The organism is Rhizobium sp. PP-F2F-G48 (genome assembly GCF_004342335.1).
Classification (GTDB): Bacteria; Pseudomonadota; Alphaproteobacteria; order Rhizobiales; family Rhizobiaceae; genus Ferranicluibacter.
The window spans coordinates 153,480-177,408 of sequence record NZ_SLVH01000007.1 but is presented as its reverse complement, the minus strand read 5'-3'; the positions used below and the strand labels follow the sequence as shown (position 1 = coordinate 177,408).

At 63.5% G+C, this 23,929-nt stretch carries 22 protein-coding genes and 1 pseudogene; 10 read left to right on the top strand and 13 right to left on the bottom strand.

Annotated features, from left to right (window positions below):
- Positions 1-16: 16 nt before the first annotated feature.
- On the bottom strand, positions 17-301 hold the full coding sequence (locus tag C8J36_RS16820) for a WGR domain-containing protein (RefSeq protein ID WP_132536567.1): 285 nt from the start codon (positions 299-301) through the stop codon (positions 17-19).
- Between the two features lie 96 nt (positions 302-397).
- Positions 398-1,309: a GntR family transcriptional regulator gene (locus C8J36_RS16815; protein ID WP_132536566.1), complete on the bottom strand. Its 912-nt coding sequence runs from the start codon at positions 1,307-1,309 to the stop codon at positions 398-400.
- A gap of 225 nt (positions 1,310-1,534) precedes the next feature.
- Here C8J36_RS16815 and C8J36_RS16810 point away from each other — a divergent pair, with 225 nt between their 5' ends.
- The 3 genes from C8J36_RS16810 to C8J36_RS16800 all read left to right on the top strand — a co-directional run bounded on the left by C8J36_RS16810 (position 1,535) and on the right by C8J36_RS16800 (position 5,331).
- Complete coding sequence (locus C8J36_RS16810; protein WP_132536565.1) at positions 1,535-2,689, top strand: mannitol dehydrogenase family protein; 1,155 nt, start codon at positions 1,535-1,537, stop codon at positions 2,687-2,689.
- A 105-nt stretch (positions 2,690-2,794) separates the two neighbouring features.
- Positions 2,795-3,805 (top strand): zinc-binding alcohol dehydrogenase family protein, encoded by a 1,011-nt coding sequence (locus C8J36_RS16805; protein WP_132536564.1) that lies wholly within the window; start codon positions 2,795-2,797, stop codon positions 3,803-3,805.
- A 2-nt stretch (positions 3,806-3,807) separates the two neighbouring features.
- Complete coding sequence (locus C8J36_RS16800) at positions 3,808-5,331, top strand: altronate dehydratase family protein (RefSeq protein WP_132536563.1); 1,524 nt, start codon at positions 3,808-3,810, stop codon at positions 5,329-5,331.
- A 53-nt stretch (positions 5,332-5,384) separates the two neighbouring features.
- Here C8J36_RS16800 and C8J36_RS16795 read toward each other — a convergent pair whose 3' ends face one another.
- The 7 genes from C8J36_RS16795 to C8J36_RS16765 form a co-directional block, all read right to left on the bottom strand.
- A complete protein-coding gene (locus C8J36_RS16795) occupies positions 5,385-6,227 on the bottom strand; it encodes a GGDEF domain-containing protein (protein ID WP_132536562.1) in 843 nt (280 codons plus the stop codon).
- A gap of 179 nt (positions 6,228-6,406) precedes the next feature.
- Positions 6,407-7,501, bottom strand: a complete 1,095-nt coding sequence (gene ugpC / locus C8J36_RS16790) for a sn-glycerol-3-phosphate ABC transporter ATP-binding protein UgpC (RefSeq protein ID WP_132536561.1) — start codon at positions 7,499-7,501, stop codon at positions 6,407-6,409.
- Entirely contained in the window at positions 7,498-8,325 is an 828-nt protein-coding gene (locus C8J36_RS16785; protein ID WP_132536560.1) for a carbohydrate ABC transporter permease, read from the bottom strand. The genes ugpC and C8J36_RS16785 overlap by 4 nt, the downstream gene beginning before the upstream one ends.
- Positions 8,322-9,224, bottom strand: a complete 903-nt coding sequence (locus C8J36_RS16780) for a sugar ABC transporter permease (RefSeq protein ID WP_132536559.1) — start codon at positions 9,222-9,224, stop codon at positions 8,322-8,324. Before C8J36_RS16780 ends, C8J36_RS16785 begins: the two co-directional genes overlap by 4 nt.
- Positions 9,225-9,390: 166 nt before the next feature.
- Entirely contained in the window at positions 9,391-10,623 is a 1,233-nt protein-coding gene (locus C8J36_RS16775; protein WP_062596152.1) for a sugar ABC transporter substrate-binding protein, read from the bottom strand.
- Positions 10,624-10,684: 61 nt separating this feature from the next.
- A complete protein-coding gene (locus tag C8J36_RS16770; RefSeq protein ID WP_132536558.1) occupies positions 10,685-11,587 on the bottom strand; it encodes a sugar phosphate isomerase/epimerase in 903 nt (300 codons plus the stop codon).
- Positions 11,584-12,636, bottom strand: a complete 1,053-nt coding sequence (locus C8J36_RS16765) for a Gfo/Idh/MocA family oxidoreductase (RefSeq protein ID WP_281029245.1) — start codon at positions 12,634-12,636, stop codon at positions 11,584-11,586. Before C8J36_RS16765 ends, C8J36_RS16770 begins: the two co-directional genes overlap by 4 nt.
- A gap of 124 nt (positions 12,637-12,760) precedes the next feature.
- Here C8J36_RS16765 and C8J36_RS16760 point away from each other — a divergent pair, with 124 nt between their 5' ends.
- The 6 genes from C8J36_RS16760 (at position 12,761) to C8J36_RS16735 (ending at position 19,828) form a co-directional block, all read left to right on the top strand.
- Positions 12,761-13,777 carry a LacI family DNA-binding transcriptional regulator gene (locus C8J36_RS16760; RefSeq protein WP_132536653.1) on the top strand — a complete coding sequence of 339 codons (1,017 nt, stop codon included), beginning with the start codon at positions 12,761-12,763 and terminating at the stop codon, positions 13,775-13,777.
- A gap of 148 nt (positions 13,778-13,925) precedes the next feature.
- Positions 13,926-14,912: a BMP family protein gene (locus tag C8J36_RS16755; protein ID WP_132536556.1), complete on the top strand. Its 987-nt coding sequence runs from the start codon at positions 13,926-13,928 to the stop codon at positions 14,910-14,912.
- Complete coding sequence (locus tag C8J36_RS16750; protein ID WP_245506597.1) at positions 14,913-16,331, top strand: amidase; 1,419 nt, start codon at positions 14,913-14,915, stop codon at positions 16,329-16,331.
- Complete coding sequence (locus C8J36_RS16745; RefSeq protein WP_132536555.1) at positions 16,328-17,848, top strand: ABC transporter ATP-binding protein; 1,521 nt, start codon at positions 16,328-16,330, stop codon at positions 17,846-17,848. Before C8J36_RS16750 ends, C8J36_RS16745 begins: the two co-directional genes overlap by 4 nt.
- A complete protein-coding gene (locus tag C8J36_RS16740; protein ID WP_132536554.1) occupies positions 17,838-18,887 on the top strand; it encodes an ABC transporter permease in 1,050 nt (349 codons plus the stop codon). The genes C8J36_RS16745 and C8J36_RS16740 overlap by 11 nt, the downstream gene beginning before the upstream one ends.
- Positions 18,884-19,828: an ABC transporter permease gene (locus tag C8J36_RS16735; RefSeq protein WP_132536553.1), complete on the top strand. Its 945-nt coding sequence runs from the start codon at positions 18,884-18,886 to the stop codon at positions 19,826-19,828. Before C8J36_RS16740 ends, C8J36_RS16735 begins: the two co-directional genes overlap by 4 nt.
- Before the next feature lie 612 nt (positions 19,829-20,440).
- Here the strand turns inward: C8J36_RS16735 and C8J36_RS24990 are convergent.
- From C8J36_RS24990 to C8J36_RS16715, 3 genes are all read right to left on the bottom strand, one after another.
- Entirely contained in the window at positions 20,441-20,806 is a 366-nt protein-coding gene (locus C8J36_RS24990) for a hypothetical protein (protein WP_245506606.1), read from the bottom strand.
- A 337-nt stretch (positions 20,807-21,143) separates the two neighbouring features.
- Positions 21,144-22,445 carry a hypothetical protein gene (locus tag C8J36_RS16720; RefSeq protein ID WP_245506596.1) on the bottom strand — a complete coding sequence of 434 codons (1,302 nt, stop codon included), beginning with the start codon at positions 22,443-22,445 and terminating at the stop codon, positions 21,144-21,146.
- Between the two features lie 154 nt (positions 22,446-22,599).
- Positions 22,600-23,475, bottom strand: a complete 876-nt coding sequence (locus C8J36_RS16715; protein WP_132536541.1) for a hypothetical protein — start codon at positions 23,473-23,475, stop codon at positions 22,600-22,602.
- 15 nt (positions 23,476-23,490) lie between these two features.
- Between C8J36_RS16715 and C8J36_RS16710 the strand changes: the two genes are divergently transcribed.
- Positions 23,491-23,691: a hypothetical protein gene (locus C8J36_RS16710; RefSeq protein WP_132536539.1), complete on the top strand. Its 201-nt coding sequence runs from the start codon at positions 23,491-23,493 to the stop codon at positions 23,689-23,691.
- A gap of 156 nt (positions 23,692-23,847) precedes the next feature.
- Here C8J36_RS16710 and C8J36_RS16705 read toward each other — a convergent pair.
- Positions 23,848-23,929 (bottom strand): annotated as a pseudogene (locus tag C8J36_RS16705) (IS21-like element helper ATPase IstB); the annotation flags it as partial.

The following is a 23,929-nucleotide window of genomic DNA, read 5'->3' as shown; positions in this document are numbered from 1 at the left end:
CAGGTCTGGATCTCGGTCACGCAAGGCAATACGCGGCGGCGGCGTGATTGGATTTCACGGCTCTCGGCCTGTAGCCTCTATCTCGCTTCTGGCGCGCGACGGCCAGGAACAGCGTCACGGCGTCTGCCTCGTTCTCGAAAAGATGGATCTTCTCGCGTCCCGTGGTCCCGATCCGACCCCAACGACGCACCAGGGACGTCTTCCCGAACAGAGATGGTTCGATCGACAGGGCATAGAACCGGGCCATATTTTTCGCAGGCTGGGTGCGCTCGATATAGAGATAAAAGGGGTGCTGGCTCATGCCACAAGAATCGCCCGGCAGCCCTGCAGCGTCCAACCAAACTTATGAATCGATCCTGGGCGTCCGATTCATCCGCGTGATCGATACTGGAAAATTTCAGAGCGACGGCGGCTTCTTCAGGCGCAGGTCGATGGAGCGCAGCAGATTGGAGCGAGCCGTCTTCAGATGTTGACGGCAGGCACGGTCGATCGCCTTCAGGTCGCGGCGCAGCAGAGCCTCGATATAGGCGAGGTGTTCGCTCAGCGCCGTAAATGCGCGCTGCTTCTCGTCCACGGCGTCCCATTGCGCATTGTAGTGAAACAGCATCGAGATGATGTCGTAGAAATCCTTGATGAAGCGATTGTCGGCGGTTTCGTGCACCGTGCGGTGAAGGCGCTCGTCCAGATCCGGAAACAGGGCATAGCCCGTGTCGATGTCCGCCAGCAGCGCCCGATGTTCCCTCTCGATCGTCCGCATGCGCTGCCAGGGCGGCGACGGATCGGGAAGGGCGATGAAGCTGCGCGCCGCGCGCAGCTCGAACATTTCGCGCACGTCATAGATCTCGTGGGCGAAGGCCGGCGTGACGCCTTTGAAGAGCCAGGCGCTGTTTGGCCGTCGCTCGATCAGGCCGAAATGCTGGAAATGCGGCAGATGCTCGCGGATGATCGTGGTCGACGTCCCGAATTGCCGCGCAAGCTCAGCCGCCGTTAGCAGATGGCCGGGGCCGATATGGCCTTGCAGGATCCATTCGAGGAACCGCCGCTCGACCGTGGCGCTGGTGGACACGGTCTGCGTATCGGGAAAGGCATCCTTCGGTTCGGGACGACGCGTCAGACGGCGCGATGACCCCTGGCGCGTGAGGATGCCCGCGGCTTCCAGTCCGGCCATGACCGCCCGGATCGTCGTGCGGCTGACCGAGAGAGACTGCGAAATCTCGTTTTCGGACGGCATTTCGGCGCCGGGCGCAAGGGTCTCGCAGATCGAAAGGCAGCCATTGTAGCTCCGCTTGTAGACGGCTTTCCCTTTCACCCCAGTGCCTCCCAGCCTGTTTCGTCACCAGCCCATCCTGTCCATTACATCAAACAAACACAATAAAACGTTGCGCGCCGCCCTGCTCTTTGCATATAAAATGCAAGGAAGACCGGGGAGGGTCAAGCGCATGACGAAAAGACGGAGCGACGGGACCATCGGGCTGGTGCTCCGCGTCAGCATCATGCGCACCGTGCCTGGCGTCGCGACAGCGGACAGCCGCACGTGAGCACCCGGATCATCCAGTTCGGAACGAGCCGGTTTCTCCAGGCGCATGTCGATCTTTTTGTTCACGAGGCGCGGGAGGCCGGTCAGGCGATCGGACCCATCACCATCGTGCAGGTGTCGGGCGCCCCGGAGCGTGCCGGTCGCGTCGCAGCCTTCGGCCGACCCGAAGGGTACCCCGTCATCATTCGCGGCATCGAAGCCGGCGAAAGGGTCGAGCGTCGGATCGCGGTCACATCCGTCGATGGCGGTCTCTCGGCCGAGGCCGATTGGGCAAGGCTGAAAGCGCTTTTCGCCGCGGACGCGGCCTTCGTCGTCTCGAATACGGGCGACCGCGGATACGAGGTGCCGGCAGGCGATCGCAGCGCGGCGCTTTTGTCAGGTCTCGTGCCCGCATCCTTCGTCGGCAAGCTCACCGCATTGCTGCATCATCGCTGGCGGTCCCAGGGTGGTCCGCTCACCGTGCTGCCCTGCGAGCTCTTGAACCGCAACGGCGACAGGCTGAAAGAGGCGGTCCTCTCGCTTGCCACGGACGCCGGCGCGGACGACGCGTTCCGCGCCTTTGTCGAGACCGACGTCCTCTTCGCCAACACCTTGGTGGACCGCATCGTTTCCGAGCCGATCGAACCCGTTGGCGCGGTGGCCGAGCCCTACGCCCTCTGGGCGATCGAGGCCAAGCCCGGGCTGTCGCTGCCGTTTCAACATCCCTCGGTCGTCCTGACGGACGATCTCGAACCCTTCGAACGGTTGAAACTGCACATCCTGAACCTCGGCCACACCTTTCTCGCGGAGATCTGGCTGCGCGAAGGCCGCGCGCCGGACGAAACGGTCCGGGCCCTCCTGCAGGATGCCGCCATTCGCGAACGGCTGCTCGCCGTCTATCGGCAGGAGGTCGTGCCGGGCTTTGGCGCACAGGGCATGGCCGACGCGGCCAAGGCCTATGTCGATGTCACACTCGAACGGTTCGACAACCCGTTTCTCGATCATCGCGTGGCCGACATCGCTCAGAACCACGGCGTCAAGATCGAGCGGCGCATCGCGGCCTTTCTGGCCTGGGTCGCGCAGTCGGGTGCAACGCCTCCGGCACCGATCCTGCGCAACCTTGTCGCCGCACAGAGCGACGCCACGATCGAGACGGAAAAGGCCAAGGCTTGAGCGACGGCGACCCTGCCCAGACCTGATGACGACGCTATCAGAGACGCCGGGTCTTCCGGCTTCTGCCCCGAGACGAGACGACGAACGATCTGCTAAGGTGATGTCATGAAAGCCCTGATCTGCAACGAGCCCGGCCGTCTTTCGGTCATCGACCGTCCCGTTCCCGAGCCGGCGCCGGACGAGGTGCTCGTCCGCATCCGCCGCGTCGGAATCTGCGGGACGGACTACCACATCTTCCAAGGCAAGCATCCCTTCCTCGAATATCCCCGGATCATGGGACATGAACTCTCGGGCACCGTGGAGCGCGCGCCCGAGGGCAGCGCGCTGAAAGCTGGCGAAGCCGTCTATATCGTGCCCTATCTGTCCTGCGGAACCTGCCATGCCTGCCGCAAGGGTGTGTCGAATGCCTGCCAGACCATCGCCGTGCTCGGCGTCCATCGCGATGGCGGCATGGCGGAATATCTCTGCGTGCCGGAAGGAAACGTGGTGTCCGCCGGAAGCGCATCGCTCGATGCCGCCGCCACCATCGAGTTCCTGGCCATCGGCGCGCACGGCGTGAAGCGCGGCAGCGTGTCCGCGGCAGACCGCGTTCTCGTGGTCGGCTCCGGGCCGATCGGCATGTCGGCGATCATCTTTGCCAAGGCGCGCGGCGCGCATGTCACGGTCATGGATGTCCGCGAGGATCGCCTGGGCTTCACCCTCGACCGGCTCGGCGCCGATGCGATGATCAGGGCCGATGCGTCGGCGGAGGCAGAGGCGTCGCGAATGACGGGCGGCGACTTCTTCGACGTCGTCGTCGACGCGACCGGCAATGCCGCCGCCATGCAGCGCGGCTTCGGTTTCCTCGCGCATGCCGGGCGATACGTCCTCGTCAGCGTCGTGCGCACGGACATCACCTTCTCGGACCCCGAGTTTCACAAACGCGAGGCGACGCTGTTTGCCAGCCGCAACGCGCAGGCCGACGATTTTGCCGAGGTCGTGCGCCAGATGGCGGCCGGCCGCGTGCCGGTCGATGCGCTGATCACGCATCGTGGCGCACTGGCCGACGGACCGGAGCTGTTTCCGCAGTGGTTGCGCCCGGACGCCGGCACCATCAAAGCCATTCTGGAGGTCTGACCATGCCGACGCCCCGTGTCCTGCGCCTCAACGATGCCGACAACGTGATCATCGCCATCGACCGCGTGTCGAAGGGCGACAGCCTGCCAAACGGCGTGGCGGCGCGCAGCGCGGTGGGCAAGGGGCACAAGATCGCGCTCGTGCCGATCGCCGAAGGAGAGCCGATCCGCAAGTTCGGCCAGATCATCGGTTTCGCCGCGGCCGCGATCGCCCCGGGCGACTGGGTGCACGAGCACAATGTGGCGATCCATGATTTCGCCCGCGACTACGCCTTTGCCACCGAGGCTCGCCCCGACGGCGGCCTCTTGGCGGGCGAGGTGCCGGAGACATTCCAGGGCTTTCGCCGCCCGGACGGGCGCGTCGGCACGCGCAACTATATCGGCATCCTGTCGTCGGTGAACTGTTCCGCCACCGTCGCCGGCTTCATTGCCGAGGCGGTGGAACGCTCCGGCATTCTCCTGGACTATCCGGAGATCGACGGCGTCATCCCGTTCACCCATGGCACCGGCTGCGGCATGGCCTCCACGGGCGAGGGATACGACATCCTTGCACGCACCCAGTGGGGCTACGCCACGCATCCCAATCTCGCGGCCGTCCTGCTCGTCGGCCTTGGCTGCGAAGTCTTTCAGATTCCGCGCCTGAAGCAGCAATATGGGATCGTCGAGGGCGATCATTTCCAGAGCCTGACGATCCAGGAAACCGGGGGCACACGCCGCTCGATCGAGGCCGGTGTGGCACGCGTCCGCGATCTCTTGCCCGTTGCCGCAAAGGCGCGTCGCGAAACCGTCGCCGCGTCCGAAATCACGCTTGCGCTCCAGTGCGGCGGTTCCGATGGCTATTCCGGCCTCACGGCAAATCCGGCGCTCGGCGCGGCGGTGGATCAGCTCGTGCGGCAGGGCGGCACGGCCATCCTCTCCGAGACGCCCGAAATCTTCGGCGCAGAGCACCTGCTCACGCGGCGGGCGGAAAGCGAGGCGGTCGGCCGGAAGATCGTCGATCTGATCGATTGGTGGACGGAGTATGCGGCGCGGGCCGGTGGCGAGCTCAACAACAATCCTTCGCCCGGCAACAAGGCGGGCGGATTGACCACGATCCTCGAAAAGTCGCTCGGCGCCGTCGCCAAGGGCGGCACGTCGACCCTGCGCGGCGTCTACGGCTATGCCGAACGGATCGATCGCAAGGGGTTCGTCTACATGGACACGCCGGGCTACGATCCGGTCGCCGCCACCGGGCAGGTGGCAGGTGGCGCCAATGTCATCGCGTTCACCACCGGCCGCGGTTCGGCCTATGGCTGCAAGCCGACGCCGTCGATCAAGCTTGCCACCAATTCCGATCTCTACCGCCGCATGGAAGAGGACATGGACATCAATTGCGGGGACGTCCTCGAAGGCGTTTCGATCGAGGAAAAGGGTCGCGAAATCTTTCAGACCGTCCTGCGCGTCGCCTCCGGCGAGCGCTCCAAGTCCGAGGAGCTCGGCTATGGCGCAAACGAATTCGTTCCCTGGCAGCTGGGCGCCACGATGTAACACGGGGCGCTTGCCCCCGGACTCTCCGATCACGCGCACCCTCGCGGGCCCGGTTACGCCGACTGGGCCGAGTGCACCAGAGAATGGTGGGTGGAACCCCTGCGGATCGGCTCGGGGATTTCGGTCTCGTGCAAAACCTGGTTTCGGCCGGACGACTTGGCGAGATAGAGGGCCTTGTCGGCTGCTGCAAAGAGCTGCGCGAACTCTTCGTGCTGCGCAAACTCCGCGACCCCTGCCGAGACGGTAACGACCGTATCGACATCGCCCAGATCGATGACGGTGCCCGCGATGCGGCTGACGGCCGCTCCGGCAAGGGCCAGGCGATCCGCGTCGCGCAGGCCTGTGACGAGCACCGCGAATTCTTCGCCGCCAATCCGGGCAACCACGTGCGGCGTCTGGAAACTCGCCTTGAGAACGGCGGCGACCGACATGATCGCCCGATCGCCGGCCTCATGTCCAAAGCTGTCGTTCAGCGCCTTGAAGCGGTCGATGTCGAAAATGACGAGGGACGCAGGGCCCTGATGGTGCGCATAGGCATCGAGAAAGGCGCGGCGGTTGAGGAGGCCAGACAGCTGGTCGGTCCGGCTCAGTTCCTCGAAGCGTGCGCGGGAGATCGAGAGATCGTGGATCGCGAGACCGACGATATAGAGGACGGTGAAGATCAGCGGTATGCCGAGCAGGGTTGTGATCAGCGCGCCGACGGTGGCCGCCGGCACGAGCGGGTAGGGCAGCAGGCCGAACCGATCGAGGACCACATGGCCGATCACATTCAGGATATCGCCGACGAAAATGACACCGACGGCGGAGCGCTTGGCGATCGAAAACACATCGCGACGCGACGCGAAGGCGTTGGTTGCGCAGAAGGCGAGTATCTGGCGTTTCACCCAGCCGATCATGGCGTGAGATCTCCTTTATGCCGCAACCTAGTGAGCATCTTCTAATAAATTACCCGAGATGTGGCGGTCCTCCTTCTCTTGAGCCCTGAAAGGTTCTCACTTCACGCCTGAAAGCCGCGCAATTCACGGAAGTCGCTCGGCGTGCTTTACGGAGTCTTATCGCTTCCCTCGTTGTCACATCATCCTGTCAGCATCTCGATGCGGGCCTCGGTTTCCGCGTCGAAGACGTGAACGTGCTGCGGAGCGATACCGATCGTGATCATGTCCCCGGGCGCGACCGGGCTGCGGCCATTGGTGACGAGGACGATCTCCGGCTTGCTGGCGGTGGTGATGTAGCTGTTGGAGCCCGTGCTTTCGACGGCGGCGACCCGAAGCCGGATCGGCCCCGCGCCGGTCGGATCGATCACGAGATGCTCCGGTCGAAGGCCCGCGATCAGCGGCCGGCCGGCGGCGATCGGGCGATCGAGGGCAAGCCTCTGCCCCTCGCCGAGATCGAGCAGCAGCGACCGCCCGTCGTCGCCGGCGACCGCCGGCACGAAGTTCATGGCCGGCGAGCCGATGAAACCGGCGACGAAGCGGTTGACGGGGCGGTCGTAGAGATCGAGCGGCGCACCCTGCTGCTCGATGATGCCCTGACGCATCACCACGACATGGTCGGCCATGGTCATCGCCTCGATCTGGTCGTGCGTGACGTAGACGGAGGTGGCGCCCAGCCGGTCGTGCAGCGCGCGAATCTCCTTGCGCATGTGGACACGCAGGGCCGCATCGAGATTGGAGAGCGGCTCGTCGAACAGGAACGCCTTGGGATGGCGGATGATGGCGCGGCTCATGGCGACGCGCTGGCGCTGGCCGCCGGAGAGTTCGCGCGGATAGCGACCCATGAGACCGGAAAGACCCGTGGTGGCCGCGACGTCCTCGGCCGCCTTCTTCGCCTCGGCCTTTTTCACGCCGCGAATGCGCAGGCTGTAGGTCAGGTTTTCCTCCACCGTCATGTGCGGGTAGAGCGCATAGGACTGGAAGACCATGGCAAGATCGCGCTTGCGCGGCGGCACGTTGTTCATTCGCTCGCCGGCGATGAAGAGGTCGCCGCTGGTGATGGACTCCAACCCTGCCATGGAGCGCAGCAGCGTGGACTTGCCGCAGCCGGACGGGCCGACAAGCGCGACGAACGAGCCCTTCGCGATGCGCAGGTCGATATTCTTCAGGGCGTGATAGGCGCCATAATGCTTGTTGACGGCTGTCAACGCGATCTGCAGGTCGGTCTGGTTGCTCATTTGAGGGCTCCCGAGGTGAGGCCGGAGACGATGCGGCGCTGAAGCAGGACGAAGATGGCCAGGATCGGCGTCACATACATCGAGGCAAACGCCAGGATGTTGTTCCACTCGTTGGTGTTCGGACCCATGAAGGAATTGAGCCCGACGCTGGCCGGCTGGAGCTCGATGTTCTGGATCATCGACTTGGAATAGACGAACTCGCCGAACGCCTGCATGAAGATGAGGATGCCGCTGACGAGAATGCCGTTGCGGGCGAGCGGCAGCACGATGTTGAAGAACGCACCGACGCGCGAATTGCCATCGACGAGCGCGGCTTCCTCGAGCTCCATCGGCACGCTCATGAAGGTGGAGCGCACAAGCACCACGTAGAACGGCATGCTCTTTGCCGCGATGGCGATGATGACGGCGGTTCGCGGGGTGTTCAGCAGACCGAGCTGGGAAAAGCCGACGAAGATCGGGGTGATCAGCAGCGAGGCCGGCAGAACCTGTAGCATGAGGATGAGAAACAGGCCGACATCGACCCAGCGGCTGCGGTATCGGGCCAGCACATAGGCACAGCCCGTGCCGAGAAGCACGATGAGCGCGACCGAGCCGGCGGCGATCACCAGCGAATTCCACATGTAGCGACCCATGTCCCGGGATTCCCAGACATAGCTGTAGACGCTCCACTGCGGATCGACCGGGAACAGGCCGGGCGGCGTTGCAAACATCGCCGAACCGCTTTTCAGCGACGTGACGTACATCCAGTAGAGCGGAAAGAGATAGACGGCCGCGAGGATGCAGGCGATCGCGAGCATCAGCCGGTGTTTCGACACTTCGCTCATCCGCGCACCTCGTGCCGTGTGGATCTGACATAGACGATGGACGCGATCATCACGAAGACGATCATGACCACCGAAATGGTCGCGCCCTGCGCGAAGTCGTATTGCCGGAACGACAGCTCCCACGCCCAGTACTGGGTGACGTTGGAGGCATTGTTCGGCCCGCCGGAAGTGATGGCCGCGAACAGGTCGAATTGCTGCAGGGTAAAGATCAGCCCGAGGGAGATGACGGCACCGATGGTCGAGCGCATCATCGGCAGGGTGATCGTCGTAAATCGCTGGAAGGCATTGGCGCCGTCGAGTTCCGCCGCCTCGAACAGGTCCTTCGGAATGGCGGAAAGGCCGACCGACAGGAGGATCATGTTGAACGAGGTGCCGAGCCAGATATTGGCGATAATGACGGCCCAGAGCGCATAGGCCGGATCGGAACGCCAGAAAATGTTGCCGTCGATGATGCCGAGCGTGTTCAGGAGGTAGTTGAGAACGCCGAAATCGCCGGAAAGAATCCAGTTCCAGATGGCGCCGACCACGAGGCCGGGCATGACCCAGGAGACGAGAAACAGGCCGCGCAGCCACGAGGCGCCGGGAAAATTGGTCCAGAAGAACAGCGCGAGCCCGAAGCCGACGACGAACTGGCCGGCGATCGAGGCACAGACGAAGATCGCGGTGTTCTTGAGGATCGGCCAGGTCTCCGGCTGCGAGAACAGCGTCACGTAGTTCTTGAAACCGACGAAGGGCCGCGCGAAGGAACCGAGGCTGAACATGTCGACCTCCTGGAAGCTCATGATGACGTTATAAACAAGCGGCAGACCCGCCATCACGAACAGGAAGGCGAAGGGGAAGACGATCAAGGCGATATCGAAGCCTTTTCCGTCCGCAAGACTGGAGAAGATGCGTTTCATCGTCGCTCCCATCAGAGCTTTTCCGGGCAACGGGGCGCGATCCCGCGGTGGTCATGCGTCGGAATGAGGTTGGACAGGGTGCAGGCGGTGCCCGAACACGGCACCGGAGGAGGCAAGCGGACCTTGGCCCTCCTCCGGTCACCATGCTCTCCGGGAGGAAGCCCGTTTAGCCGAGAACCGACTTGATCTTCTCCGCCGCCTGGTCGAGCGCGTCCTGCGCACTCATCTGCCCGGTCAGCGCGGCCTGGATGGCATTCTGGATGGCCTTGGAGATTTTCGGCCATTCCGGATGGGGGCCGCGCGGCTTGGCATATTTCAGCTGCTCCACGAACACCTTCAGCGCCGCATCCTTCTTGTCGTTGCCGGTCGGAGGAATGGCGATATCGGAGCGGGCGGGCAGCTGGCCGAAGTCCTTGAACATCCGGTCGTCCTGCGAGGCGAAATATTCGAGCACCTTGAAGGCTTCGTCCGGATGCTGTGTGGTCGAGAAGATCGCCCAGTTGAAATCGCCCATGGCGGAGGAGCGCTCGGCGCCGGCTTCCGGCACGGGAAGCAGGGTCACGGCCCAGTCGAACTTCGCCTCGGTGCTCATCCGGTCGAGCTCCCACGGACCGGAGATGACCATGGCGGCATTACCGGAATTGAAGGTGCCGGTGGAATCCCACTGGCCGCGCGTCAGCGTGTCGGGCGAGGCGAGCTTCTCGTCCATGATGGTCTTCCAGGTTTCGAGCGCCTTCACGGCACCTGGCGCATTGATCGTTTCATAAGAGGCGCCGCCCATCTGCGCCCAGGGCAGAAACTGGAAGGTGCCTTCCTCGTTGGCCTTTGCCGAGAAGGCCAGGCCATAGACGTTCTTGGCCGGATCGTTCAGCTTGCGCGCGGCATCGAGCAGCTCCGCCCATGTCTGCGGCGGCTTGTCGGGATCGAGACCTTTCGCCTTGAACATGTCCTTGTTGTAGTAGAGCGCGATCGTGTTCGTGGCCTTCGGAATGCCGAAATACTTGCCATCCCACATGACGGAGGCGAGGGGGCCGGGAAAATAGTTCTCGGTCTTGACCACGGTCGAGGCGGCGATCTTGTCGCTCAGGTCGAGAAAGGCGCCGCGCGACGAGAAGAGCGCGTGCTCCGGATTGTCAATCGCGATGATGTCGGGCGCCTGACCGGTCGAATAGGCGCGCATGGCCTCGCTGACAACGTCGTCGAACTGGATCTGGCGATGTTCGACCGTGATGCCGTTCTTCAGCGCGTTGAAATCCTTGATCAGGTTCGGTGCCGGCTGGATATCGCGGTCGAGCGTCCAGACGGTGATCTTCACGTCTTCGGCGTGCGCGACGGGCACAAACGTGGAAGCGGTGGCCAGTGCGAGCGCACCGGCGGCAAGCCAGGTCTTCATGGTCATGTTCTCCTCCTTGGTTTACGGGTTTTCCTCCGGGCGCCATCCTCCATGGCGCCCGGCCGTCTCATTGCGGGTCGGTCACGAAAGTTCCGCCCCGGCATGTCTTGAGATAGTTCAGGCCGTGCACCTGCCCGGTCATTTCCAGCGCGTCGCGATAGACCGGATCGTGCCAGCCCTCGATGTCGATCGAACCGGACCAGCCGGCGAGGCGCAGCTCCGAGATGATGTCGGTCCAGTTGCTGTCGCCGAAGCCCGGCGTGCGCATGAGCACGAATTTTTCCTTGCCGAAGATGCCATGCTCGCGGATGACATCCCAGCGGATCGTCGCGTCCTTGCCGTGAACGTGGAAGATCTTGGATGCCCATTTGCGGATCTGCGGCAGCGGGTCGATCAGGTAGACCATCTGGTGGCAGGGCTCCCATTCGAGCCCGATATTGTCGTCCGGGGTCTCGTTGAACATCAGCTCCCAGGCATCCGGGTTGTGAGCGATGTTCCAGTCGCCGCTCTGCCAGTTGCCGTCCATGGCGCAATTCTCGAAGGCGATCTTCACGCCCTTGTCGGCGGCGCGGCGGGCAAGCTCGCTCCAGATCTCGCGGTAGCGCGGCAGGCTCTCGGGCAGGGGCTTATCGCGAACGCGGCCGGTGAATCCGGCAACGCAGGTGGCGCCGAAGTGATGGGCATTGTCGATGCAGTCCTTCCATCCCTGCAGCGTCTGCAGGTCGAGGTCCTGTTCCTCCAGCGGATTGCCGAACATGCCGATGGTGGAGATCGTGATGTCGCGCTCCCCGATCGCCTCGCGGCAGCGCTTGCCGAGGTCTGCCAGATCCTGCCCGTTGGTGGTCTGCCAGAAGAAGGGCTCGAAGCTTTCGAAGCCAAGATCGGCGATCTGCCCGATGCGGGTGGCCGCCTGTCCGGCGCTCGCGCTGATCATGGTGCCGACGCGGATGGAATTTGCGGGGTTGTTCAAGACTTTTGTCCTTCTGCTGAAAGATCGACGGCAAGGCCGGTCCGGGCGCTCTCGATGGCGCCGAACACCATGGAGAGGCTCTTGATATTGTCGTGCCCGATCGTCTCCGGCTCGCCGCCGGTTTCGATCGCGCGGAGGAAATCGAGGAGGACGCTGGTATGCCCGAGCGTTTCCGCCGCGTCGGCGGCGTCCGGCATCGGCAGGGCGCGGGCGCCGTGGAGAAGGCCGGGCTCGTGACCGGAAACCGTGACGTCGAACATGTCCTCGCCGTCCCAGGTCATCATGCCCTCCGAACCGACCAGCCGCCATTCGCTCTCCCAGCTCGTGCGTCGGCCTTCCGCGCACCAGGAGCCGCGATAGGTGAAGACGGCATCGTCCGACAGCTTGAAGACGGCATTGGCCGCAGCGCCATGCGCATACCACGAGCCTGCGGGGTTGGTTTCCACGCAATAGACCGACAGTGGCGCCTTGCCGGATACGAAGCGGGCGGCATCGAAGGTGTGGATCGCCATGTCCAGCAGCAGGACGTTCTGCATCTGGTCGCGAAAGCCGCCGAAATGCGGGGCGAGGAAGAAGTCGCAATGGACCGCCGTCAGCGCCCCGATCGCGCCGCTCTCCACGAGCCGCTTCATGCGCCGCACGCCGGAGATGAAACGGCGGTTCTGGACGATGGCGTGGAGACGGCCAGCCTTTCGGGCGAGATCGAGAAGCTCGCGGGCCTCGTCGAGCGAGGTCGCCATCGGCTTTTCGCTCAGCACGTGGCATCCCTGTGCGAGCGCGGCGGAGACGACGGCGCGGCGGGCTGCGGGAATGACGACGTCGAAGACGATCTGCGGCTGCGTCGCCTCCAGCATCGAGGGCAGGTCGGTTCCGATCGCGGCATCACTGAGGCCGAACTCGCGGGCGAGCGCTTCCGCCATGGCGCGATCGAGATCGACCAGGCCGACGATCTCGATGCGGCTGCGGAGAAGCGGGTCTGCGGCAAGCGCCTTCAGCCAGCCTTTGGCCATAGCTCCGCACCCGCATAAAACGGCTCTGTATGCTGTCACTGAAGTCCTCCCGAACGGGATCGAAACTCCTCTTTCGATCTCCGTAAACGTTTACGAGACTATGGACAGAAGAGGGTTCGTGTCAATAGGATTTGTCGAAAGCGAAGGATTGATGACGGTGGTGGTGAAGGGCATACGGCAGTTGGCCGAACATCTGGAGATCTCGATCGGCACGGTTTCGCGCGCGCTGAACGGGAAGAAGGACGTCAACGAAGAGACGCGGCGGCGGGTTCTCGAAGCGGCCGAGCGGCTCGGCTACGTCGCCAATCAGTCCGGCCGGGCGCTGCGCAAAGGCTCGACTGGCGTCATCGGCTTCATGATGCAGACCGGCCATGAGATCACGGGGGAGGGCGATACCTTCTTCATGAGCGTGTTCGATGGCGTGCAGACGGTGTTTGCCCGACACGGGCTGGATCTGGTCGCGCTGCTCTGCTCCTCGGAGGAGGATCCGGATGCTTATCTCGAGCGGGTGGTGGCGCGCGGCTTTGCCGATGGCATCATGCTGTCGGCGACGCGGCGGATCGACGAGCGTTTCGCCCTGCTCGACCGGCGCAAGATCCCCTTCGTCTCCCTCGGCCGCAGCCTCACCGATGTCGGGCAGCCCTTCATCGATCTCGATTTCGAAGGCATGGCGACGACGGTGATGACGCGGCTGGCGCAGCGCGGCCACCGCCGCATCGCGGTGCTCCGCCCGCATGACGACCTCAATCTCGGCCATGTCTTCCTGGAGCGTTGCCGCACGGTGCTGGCCGAATACGGGCTGGCGTTGGATGAAGGCCTGGTCTTCACCGCATCGCCCAACGAAGCTGGCGGCTATCGCGTCGGGCAGGACCTCGCACGCCATCCCAACCGCCCCTCGGCCATCGTCGTGCTGAACGATGGCAGCGTCACCGGGCTGTTCCACGGTTTGGAAGCAGCCGGTCTCACGCCCGGCAAGGATATTGCCGTCATCGGCCTGCACAGCCCGCAGGCCCGCTATCTCTCGCCACGCCTGACCTGCTTCGACCTCTCGCTTCGCGATCTCGGCATCTCGCTCGCCGAAACGCTCCTTGCCAGCATGCCCGCCTATGCCGCCCTCTATCCGAACGCCGCCCATCGCCAGCTCTGGCCGATGACGCTGATCGATGGTGACAGCGGTTGAATGTCAGACGTGAGCATGGCATTTTTCGCCGTTGCACGCACCTTGCGAAGACCTGTGCATGCTTATTTTCTGACCTTGCTATCCGCTTGACACATTTTTAGGCCGCTCATAGAAATTGAACCAATCGATCAAAAAACGGGGATCTCACATGACCAAGCAGTTCTTGATGTCGCGCCGCGCCGTTCTGGTATCGGGAATGGCCTTGGGCGCCGGCGCCTTCGCCCCCGCCCTGCGTGCGGCCACGCCGGTAAAGGTCGCCGGCATCCACGGGTCTCCGGTCGAAAATGCGTGGAACTCCGTGCTGCACAAGGCAATGCAGGACGCCGCCAAGGACGGCATCATCGAATATGTCTTCTCGGAAGGGGTCTCCGGCACGGACTATCCCCGCGCCATGCGGGAATATGCGGAACAGGGCGCAAAGCTCATCATCGGCGAGACGTTTCCGGTCGAGAAGCAGGCGCGCGAAGTCGCGGCCGACTATCCGGATACGGCCTTCGTCATGGGCTCCAGCGGCAAGGAAGCCGGTGACAATTTCGGCGTGTTCGGCACCTGGAATTTCGACGGCGCCTATCTCGCCGGCATGCTTGCCGGCAAGATGACGAAATCGGACGTGGTCGGCTCGGTCGGCGCGATGCCGATCCCCGAGGTCAACATGCTGATCAACGCCTTTGCCGCCGGCGTGAAGGCGGTGAATCCGGATGCCAAGCACTTGGTCACCTTCATCGGCACCTTCTTCGATCCGCCGAAGGCACGCGAGGCCGGTCTGGCGCAGATCGATGCCGGTGCGGACATTCTCTTCGGCGAGCGCATCGGCACGGCGGACGCCGCCAAGGAACGCGGCATCAAGTCCGTGGGGTCGCTCGTGGACTACACGCCGCGCTATCCCGACACGGTCTTTGCCAATGCGCTGTGGAACTTCCGCCCGATCCTGAACGCCGCGCTGGCGGACGTCGCCGCCGGCAAGCCCACCGGCCGCGACTACACCGCCTACGGCCTGATGAAGGAAGGCGGCAGCGATATCGTCTTCGTGAAGGGCGTCGCCCCGGCCGATGCCGAAGCCGCGATGGAGGCCAAGCGCGCCGAGATCAAGGCCGGCACCTTCGAGGTTCCCAAGGTTGCCGACGAGCCGAAATAGGTGTCCCCCATCGCCGATGCGACGGCGCTGGCCGAGGCAATCGCCCGTGGTCGCCTGACCGCGCGCGAGGCCATGCAGGCGTCGCTGTCGGCCGCCGAGACCTTTGCCGGCCTCGGCGCCATCACGTCCTTGAATGCGGAGAGGGGTCTCGCCGCGGCAGCAGCGATCGACGCTTTGCCGGGAATCTCGCGGGGGCGCATGCCATTTGCCGGCGTGCCGACGCTCGCCAAGGATCTCGGCGGCCCGTTTGCAGGCTTCCCCGTCGCTGCAGGATCAAGGCAGCTTGCCCGTGGCGATACGGTCGGACCGGACCCGGATTCCGATCTCGCCGAACGGTTTCGCGCCTCCGGCCTCTGCCTCTTCGGCCTGACCACGAGCCCGGAATTCGGACTGTCGCTGGCCAGCGAACCCGCCATCGGCCCGATCTGCCGCAATCCGCTCGACACGACGCGGACGGCGGGCGGCTCTTCCGGCGGGGCAGCGGCCGCGGTGGCCGCCGGCATCGTCTCCATCGCCCACGCGACGGATGCGGGCGGTTCCATCCGCGTGCCCGCCGCCTGCTGCGGCCTCGTCGGTCTCAAGCCCAGCCGCGGCGCGATGCCGGCCGGCCCGAGCTTCGGCAACCATCTCGGCGGCATCGCGACGGAACTTGCCGTCTGCCGGTCGGTGCGCGACGCATCGAGCATTTTCACCGCCGCCAGCGGACGGGCGCGCGGGCCGTTCCCGCACGTCGAACCTGTGCCGCATATCGAGGGACCGCTGCGGGTCGGCGTTCTCACAGACACCGGCACACTCTACCCGACACATGCCGAGCACATGGCCATCGTGGAGACGGCGGGCAGGGCGTTGGAAACGCAGGGACACCGGCTCGTCGCCGTTCCCTTCTCAGCGGTGGACGAGGCCGGCGCCGCAAGCCGGCAGGCTTTTCTCGACATCGTCTGCGTGAACCTTGCCGAGGCAATAACGGCCTTCGGCCTGGATGCCGCGCGGACCGAGCCGTTGACGCAGGCCGTCATCGCGCGCGGCCTGTCCCGTCCGGCGACAGATCTCTGGAAAAGCCTGAATGCCATGGTTCTCGTCAGCCGCGATCTCTGGCGCCTGTTCGACGACATCGACGTTCTGCTCTGCCCGATGCTGTCAGGCCCGCCGCCGGCCCTTGGGTCCTTTCCGAGCGATCATGGCGATATCGACCTGCATTTCCGGCGCATGGCAGCGTTCGCCCCGCTTGCCGCCCTCGCCAATGCTTCGGGATGTCCCGCCATCACGCTGCCGTTCGGGTCGGACGCTGTCGGCCTGCCTCTGCCGGTCCAGCTTATGGCGCCGATGGGCGGGGAGGCGCGCCTCCTGCAACTGGCTGCGTCTCTTGAACGGGAGCAGCACTATGCACATCGCTTTCCCATCGCAGGATTGCCGGCATGACGGCGCCCGTTCTCGACATCGTCGACGTCAGCAAGCGCTTCGGCACCAACCTCGCCAATGACGGCATCTCGCTCTCGCTGGCAAAGGGCGAGATCGTGGCACTTCTCGGCGAGAATGGCGCGGGCAAGACCACGCTGATGAGCATTCTCTTCGGACATTACGTCCCCGACAGCGGTAAGGTGCTGGTCGATGGGACGCCGCTGCCGCCCGGCAAGCCACGGGCCGCCATCCGCGCCGGAATCGGCATGGTACACCAGCATTTCTCGCTCGCACCGAACCTCACCGTTCTGGAAAACGTGACCACGGGAACGGAAAGCCTGTGGTCGCCGCGCTCGCGCCGCGGGCAGGCGCGGGCCAAACTGGTCGATATCGCGCAGCGCTTCGGTCTCGCCGTCGATCCCGATGCACGGCTCGGGGATCTCTCCGTGGGCGAACAGCAGCGCGTGGAGATCCTGAAAGCGCTCTACAATGATGCCCGCATCCTGGTGCTGGACGAGCCGACCGCGGTGCTGACGCAGCCGGAGGCCGAGACGCTGTTCTCGACCCTGAAGGACATGGCGCGCCAGGGCCTTTCGCTGATCTTCATCTCCCACAAGCTGGACGAGGTGATGGCGACGGCCGACCGCGTCGTCGTCCTGCGCGGCGGCCGGCATATCGCAGATCGAAAGACCTCGGAAACCAGCAAATCGGAACTGGCCGAACTCATGGTCGGGCGCAGCGTGGCGCGGCCGGTTCGCGAGGCATCGGCGCCGGGCAAAACGGTTCTCGAGGCCGTTCGCGTGACCGTGCGAAGCGGTGGCGTCGATCGGCTGAAGGCCGTCGATTTCCATCTGCGCGCCGGCGAGGTTCTCGGCATCATCGGCGTCTCCGGCAACGGGCAGGGGGCGCTGGCGCAGTTTCTGTCCGGCACGCTTGCCCGAACGTCGGGCGAGCTTTTGCTGTTCGGCAAGGCCGTCGATCATCTCACGGTCGCGGATGTCGTCGCAGCCGGCATCGGGCGCGTTCCGGAAGATCGAAACAAAGACGGTGCGATCGGCGAGATGGCCATCTGGGAAAACGCCGTCCTCGAACGACTCCCGCGCTTTGCAAAATACGGCCTCGTGGACCGTGCCGCAGGCCTGACATTCGCCGGCGATATCATCGAGCAGTTCGACGTGCGCGGGGGCACGCCCACGACACGCACCCGGTTGCTCTCGGGCGGCAACATGCAGAAACTGATCCTCGGCCGCAATCTCATCGACAGGCTGCGCATTCTCCTTGCCGCACAGCCCGCGCGAGGGCTGGACGAAGGGGCCGTCGCCGCCGTTCATGCACGGATCCTCGAAGCGCGCGCGGCCGGCACGGCCGTCCTTCTGATGTCCGAGGATCTGGACGAGGTGATGGCGCTGGCCGACCGGATACAGGCGATCGTCGGTGGTCGGCTTTCGCCGCCGATCCGCAGCGAGGATGCCGACAGGCGAAGGCTGGGCCTGATGATGGCGGGCGAATGGCAGACGGAGGCACGAGATGCGGTTTGAGCGGCGCGAACACCGGCCTGTCGCTCTGGTCATCGCGACGCCGATCATCGCGATCGCCGCAGCGCTCGCCATCTCGGGCGTGCTGATCGCCCTGGCCGGCGCACCGGTCTGGGAAGCCTACTGGCGCATTCTGAAGGGTGCCTTCGGGTCGCGCCTGTCCGCCACGGAAACCCTGACGCGGGCCACGCCACTGATGCTCACCGGCCTTGCCGCCGCCGTCGCCTTCCGGGCGCGGCTCTGGAATATCGGCGCGGAAGGCCAGCTCTATCTCGGCGGCATCGTCGTGGCGGCGGCAAGTTCCCATCTCCTCGGCGGACTTCCCGCCATTCTTCAGATCCCGGCGCTGCTCGTCCTCGGCGCTCTCGCCGGCATGGTTCTGCTGCTCGTGCCGCTCTGGCTCCGCCTGCGCTTTTCCGTCGATGAAGTGGTGACGACGCTGCTCCTCAATTTCGTCGCCGTGCTCTTCGTCTCCATGCTGATCGATACGGTGCTGAAAGATCCCGCCGCCTTCGGTTGGCCGCAGTCGCAATCGGTCGCGGACGGCGCCGTGCTGCCAAAACTGCTGTCGCGCTCCCGGCTGCATCTCGGGCTCGTCCTCGCTCTCGTCTTCGCCGTTCTCTTGCACCTCGTGCAGTCGCGCACGGTCTTCGGCCTGCAGTCGCGCGCAGCCGGCCTCAATCCGCAGGCGGCGGTCTATGCCGGCGTGCCGCTCGCCCGCACGCTCGTCATCGTCGCCTGCATCTCCGGCGGTCTTGCGGGGCTCGCCGGCGCGGTCGAGGTCATGGGCGTCAAGGGCTATGTGACGACCGATCTCTCGCCCGGCTATGGCTATTCCGGCATCGTCGTCGCCATGCTCGCCAATCTGCATCCGCTCGGCGTGGTGCTCGCCGCTCTGTTCACCGCGACGATGTTCGTCGGTGCGGATGGCATGAGCCGCAGCATGGGCATTCCGAGCTACATCGCGGACCTCACCGTGTCGCTGTCGCTGCTCACCATGCTGGTGGCCGTCTTCTTCACCCAGTACAGGATCCGCCGATGACCGCGGTGTTCGACATCCTCGCATCCGCCGGGCTCTGGGCCGCGGTGCTGCGCATCGCCACGCCGCTGATCCTCGGCACGCTTGGCGCCTTGCTCTGCGAGCGGGCAGGCGTCCTCAATCTCGGCATCGAAGGCATCATGACCTTCGGGGCGATGATTGGTTGGCTTTCGGTCTACAATGGCGCCGACCTCTGGACGGGCCTGATCGTTGCCGCCATCGCCGGCGCCGTCTTCGGTGCCCTGCATGCGCTGCTCACGGTCACGCTCGGCCTGTCGCAGCACGTCTCCGGTCTCGGCGTCACCCTGTTTGCCTCCAGCCTCAGCTACTTTCTCTTCCGCCTGCTGGTGCCGGTCGCCGGAAACCCGCCGACGATCGAGCCGTTCCAGCCGATCGCCATTCCCGGCCTCAGCGATCTCCCGTTCGTTGGGCCGGCGCTGTTCGCGCAGACGCCGCCGACCTACCTGGCGATCCTGATCGCCGTCGTCATGGCCTATGTCCTGTTCCGAACCCCGCTGGGGCTTGCGATCCGCATGACCGGTGAAAATCCGCATGCGGCCGACGCGCAAGGGGTCGATCCGATGGCGATCCGCTACGGCGCCGTCATGGCCGGCAGCGCCCTGATGGGCATGGCCGGCGCCTTCCTGACGCTCTCGGCGTTCAACAGCTTCTTCCCGACGATGGTGCAAGGTCGCGGCTGGATCTGCATCGCGCTCGTCGTCTTCGCGTCATGGCACCCGGGCCGGGCCCTCATCGGCGCGCTTCTCTTCGCCTTCTTCGACGGCTTCCAATTGCGCCTGCAAACGGCACTGGGCGGTGTCGTTCCATACCAGCTGTTCCTGATGATCCCCTACATCCTCTCCATCGCCGCCCTCGCCATCACCGCCCGCCGCGCCCGCGTGCCGCAGGCTTTGATGCAGCCATATCGACGGGGTGAACGGTGAGAGCAATGGTGAGGCTGAGAAGTTCCATAACGTTGATTATCTGATCCAGAGGTGTAGCCGCAAAGTTAGAATGTCTTGTTTCTGCAAAGTTTTGTTATTCAACCAAAATGTCCAGAACTCAAGTTTGTGTCCCAAATTAGTGCAAGGACATATTTCCCTGAACGCGGCGACGTGCTGTAAAACGACCTGCTCTCTCCCGTTTTTGCATCATCTCAGATCTTTATCTGATTCCTACTGTGGTTAAATTTGTAGGCACAAATACACGAAATTGAAAATCTTACGGGTTGTACCAAGAAATGTAATTGCTGACTATGAATGCCGCCAGATGTGACAGAGGCAACCAGTTCCTCGGAGAGCAGACTTTCCACGCGCGTCGTCAGCATGGGATCGCTCGCCCTGAGCTGATCGAGATCCCGCGAAGCAGACGTGCGCGTGAACCCTAACCCCCTCACGCCGTAGCCAGTCACAAGCAGTGTCGCAATGTCGGCCGCCGTCTGGAGGTCGATCCATCGATGCCGCCGGAACCCTCGTAGATCTCGCCCAGGATCACCTGTTCGGGCGCCCGGCAACATGGCGATTTCGCTCCGGTAGGTCTGGATCGCCCTGTTGCGCTCACTGGACCTGCGCCATTCGACGTGCCGGAAATGTCCGTCGGCGGTGTCCGGCTTGCCTCACGACGACGATCGCTTCGATCCTGCCGGTCGCGAGCGCCAGCCGCACGACGGCGTGCCCGGCCTCATGGACGCAGATGGGGCAACTCTCCGCCTCCGCTAGGGCCTCGAGGGGCGGCACGATGGAAAGGAAATCGTCGCCGCAGACGGGTCTGCGCTTCTTGCGTGCGACACGGCGGGCATCCCTGACAAGCTGCCGAAGGCCTGCTCCGGTGTAGCCGCTTGTCGCAAGACCGATGTTTCGCAGCTCGTCCGACGGGAGGGCACGACCGATATGCGCCGACAGGATCTGCTCTTGTGCTTCCATGTGAGGCATCTCGACCTGGATGTGTCTATCAAGCCTTCCCGGCCTTCGCAGTGCCGTATCGATGTCGTCCGGCCTGTTGGTTGCGGCGATCACCATGACCCCGTGACGTCCGGATACGCCATCGAGATTTGAGGCGCTTGAGGAAGCGCTAAGTGGTTCAGCTAGAGCCTTGCCTGAGCAACTCGAGCAGTTGGGCAAACTGCTTGCCAGCAGAAGGACGCAGAACCGCGAACTCGGGCTGCGCTTTGATTGTGATCTTAGCCGGACACGGTCGCTTCCTTTCAGTTTGTGGCGTTTAAAAACGACGTTCGGTGGCCATTTGTCTCGTATTTTAGCACTAACGTGTTTGCAGCAAGGGTCGCTTAAAGTCTCGTTCCAGCAGCTCGGGCGGAATCTCCACCCATTTCCAATCGGTTCCGTCCCAACGTGCGACGCCGTGCTTACGGTCGAAATATACCAGCATGTTTCCGAAGGCTTGGATCTTCAGGGGAACCGGGACGTTTTGATTGATAGACGGCGAATTCATAACGGGCTTCACCACCTTCAGCTTGTGCCCGTCGAAGCTGCGAAGCCCGTCATCGGTTGCGAAGTAGAGAGTTGAAGAGCGTCGGGCTGCACTGAATAGGGTTTCCGTGTCGCCATGGAAGCCGAGTGTTTCAAAACTGCCATCGCTTCGACTCCTCATGATCAGCCCGTTGACACCGAGCAGCCAGACGCTGCCATCCTCGTCGCGATAAAGACCACTGATCACGATGTCCTGCGGCACAGAACGTTCCGTAAAGCTGCCGTCGCGATAGGTGTATAGCCGCTGCTGGCGCGACCGCGTGTTGCGCTTCTCTTCATCTTCATCCATCATTGCCAGGAACTGCTCCGGTGTCATGTTTTCCCAGCGTTTCGGATCGAGATCCGCAGCCGTCGTCTCGGAAGCCGGCCGTTGAAATGCTTCGATCAACAGGGCACCATCCACCGCAATAGCCCCGCCGAAATGTTCAGCCTCATACCCTTCTGCATGAGACGCATCCGCCGAGATGCGCTGCCAGTCGCCCAATCCGTCGCGTTGATAAAGCTGCCGGCTGTTGCCAACGACATATTGCTGCGCGCCGTCCACCACTAGCTCGTGTACGGCGCCAAATCCTTCCGCATCCTCGCTTAACACCCCGGCTCCCGGTATCTTTGACCACTCGGCCCGATCCTCCCTGACGACATAGACGTCACCCTCGTTGCTGAGGGAAACGGGAACGAAACCTTCGGAGCCACCAATGTCAAGATAGGAGACATCGACGATCTCGCGACGAACGTCCGTCCGGCTCCAGGGCTGCGGGAACTGGCCATCATAGGAGATGATCGCCGTGAAGGGATCGTCGTATTCGAGTTCGCCGAGGCAGATGGTGAAACGGTCGGCGTCCAGCGCGACGGCTGCCTGCATTGTTGCAGCCCATTCGTTGACATACATCAGTATTGTCCCCTTCTCGGCCTCGCCGGTTGGTAGCGGCCGTTCCTTTATACGACCGGGCGCGGCGGCACTGGTATTAGCGAACACTTGCCCGGTCGCCATCGTCGCTGCAAGTTTTTGCATTCCGGCGGCAGATCCGGGATGTCGTTGATGACCTTGATGCTTTCCCCTGAGGATAGTCTCCATCCGGGCTGTTCCCGGTAGCGGGAATCTGAGCAACCGACTGACCGCTTCGAGCCCCGAAAGCGAAACATTCTGGCTTTCAGAGCTTCACCAGGTATAGACCATGGGCGTTATTCCACAGAAACTAAGATTGTTCAGGTTCTACGGCCGGACGCGATCACGGCAGATCTGGATTTTCGATTCTTTCCCATTCGCGGCCATCGAAGCAAAGAATGTCCTTCTGACCTACCACCCATAGAACATCGCCTATGGCGCAGGCGTAGAAGATATAGTCGCCGCGCAGCTTCGGCATGCTAGGCGAAAAACGACTGAGTTCCGATGTCGCTGGATCAAGCTCGAAGAGCCCGCCGGGGCGGACGCTCGAGGCCATCACCAGCTGGCCGCGGTAAGGCGTGATCATATGGAAGAGGTTAAGCTGTTCGCGCAGATTGACGGGGGTGAAGCCCCGCGCAAAGCTGCCGTGAAGAAGCACACCCTCCCTCCCGCAGACCCAGATGCTGTCGGCATGCTCGATCCAGATGTTGGTCAGCGCCGCTTCTTCCAGATGCACCTTCTGCTCGTGCAGCGCCGTTCCGTCCCAGTAATACAGGATCGGCCTCGTTGCCTCCTCTCCGCAGAGATAGATTGCATCTTCCGAGAGCCCTGCTATCGCATTGAACGAAATGTTCCTGGGCGCCTGCTTCTGATAGTCCCGAAGCCAATCCAGATAGGCCGGATCCGTCGTCTTGGGGCGGCCTTCCTTCTTCTTTTGGTAGGCTGTTCTATCGAAAAGCAAGGCGTCCGTGAGAAGCTGCCAATCGTCCTGGCCCTGCCGCCGATAGATCTGGCCGCCCTGCCCGCACGCGTAAAGCCTGTCGCCGATCTGCGCGATCGCCGACATCCTGCCATGGCCTTTCGCATCGTCCGCCCAGGTTCCAGCGGCAGGGATTTTCTCGCGGAAGTTCCCCTTCCACCAGGCATGGAACACGTCACCCTCCGACGAAAGATAGGTGAGGTAATCCGTCGTCGCATCGATCTCCGGATTGCGGAACAAGGTCACGTCCTGCACGTGAAAATTGAAGTCGTCGAAATACCACTGTTCCCCCGCCTGGCCGTCATGCTCGAAGCGGAAGAGCCGCGTTTCCGGATGATAGGTATCCGAACCGGCCAGAGCCGCCGCAATGACCAGTACGTTGGCGGACCGGGCGCAGGCGCGGGTAAATTCGATCATGCTGGTCTCGCTTTCAAGGTCTTGCATTGGCGCCTCTGATTGCGCCGGTTCTCAATGCGGTCAGTGTGGATTGCGGCAAAGGTGGGTACTGCTTGGCCCGCAGCAACTGGCTGGGGCATTGAGAACGCGGTCCTTTGTTTCCCTGCCCGGGCGATCTCCCAAGCGATAGGTCATGTCGGCAACGACATGGTGCGCATAGCCGAGTTCATCAAGAATGATGAAGTCGAGGCGATTGAGATAATCCGCCGTTCGTCCTTGCTTTCCGCTGCGTGTTTCC

What these genes read in the sequence shown, in the direction of transcription:
- ugpC (WP_132536561.1), bottom strand. Translation starts at nt 7,501, where the DNA reads ATGAGCAACCAGACCGACCTGCAGATCGCGTTGACAGCCGTCAACAAG.
- C8J36_RS16735 (WP_132536553.1), top strand. Translation starts at nt 18,884, where the DNA reads ATGACCGCGGTGTTCGACATCCTCGCATCCGCCGGGCTCTGGGCCGCG.
- C8J36_RS16755 (WP_132536556.1), top strand. Translation starts at nt 13,926, where the DNA reads ATGACCAAGCAGTTCTTGATGTCGCGCCGCGCCGTTCTGGTATCGGGA.
- C8J36_RS16805 (WP_132536564.1), top strand. Translation starts at nt 2,795, where the DNA reads ATGAAAGCCCTGATCTGCAACGAGCCCGGCCGTCTTTCGGTCATCGAC.
- C8J36_RS16780 (WP_132536559.1), bottom strand. Translation starts at nt 9,224, where the DNA reads ATGAAACGCATCTTCTCCAGTCTTGCGGACGGAAAAGGCTTCGATATC.
- C8J36_RS16775 (WP_062596152.1), bottom strand. Translation starts at nt 10,623, where the DNA reads ATGACCATGAAGACCTGGCTTGCCGCCGGTGCGCTCGCACTGGCCACC.
- C8J36_RS16795 (WP_132536562.1), bottom strand. Translation starts at nt 6,227, where the DNA reads ATGATCGGCTGGGTGAAACGCCAGATACTCGCCTTCTGCGCAACCAAC.
- C8J36_RS16745 (WP_132536555.1), top strand. Translation starts at nt 16,328, where the DNA reads ATGACGGCGCCCGTTCTCGACATCGTCGACGTCAGCAAGCGCTTCGGC.
- C8J36_RS16720 (WP_245506596.1), bottom strand. Translation starts at nt 22,445, where the DNA reads ATGGAGACTATCCTCAGGGGAAAGCATCAAGGTCATCAACGACATCCC.
- C8J36_RS16785 (WP_132536560.1), bottom strand. Translation starts at nt 8,325, where the DNA reads ATGAGCGAAGTGTCGAAACACCGGCTGATGCTCGCGATCGCCTGCATC.
- C8J36_RS16820 (WP_132536567.1), bottom strand. Translation starts at nt 301, where the DNA reads ATGAGCCAGCACCCCTTTTATCTCTATATCGAGCGCACCCAGCCTGCG.
- C8J36_RS24990 (WP_245506606.1), bottom strand. Translation starts at nt 20,806, where the DNA reads ATGGAAGCACAAGAGCAGATCCTGTCGGCGCATATCGGTCGTGCCCTC.
- C8J36_RS16740 (WP_132536554.1), top strand. Translation starts at nt 17,838, where the DNA reads ATGCGGTTTGAGCGGCGCGAACACCGGCCTGTCGCTCTGGTCATCGCG.
- C8J36_RS16800 (WP_132536563.1), top strand. Translation starts at nt 3,808, where the DNA reads ATGCCGACGCCCCGTGTCCTGCGCCTCAACGATGCCGACAACGTGATC.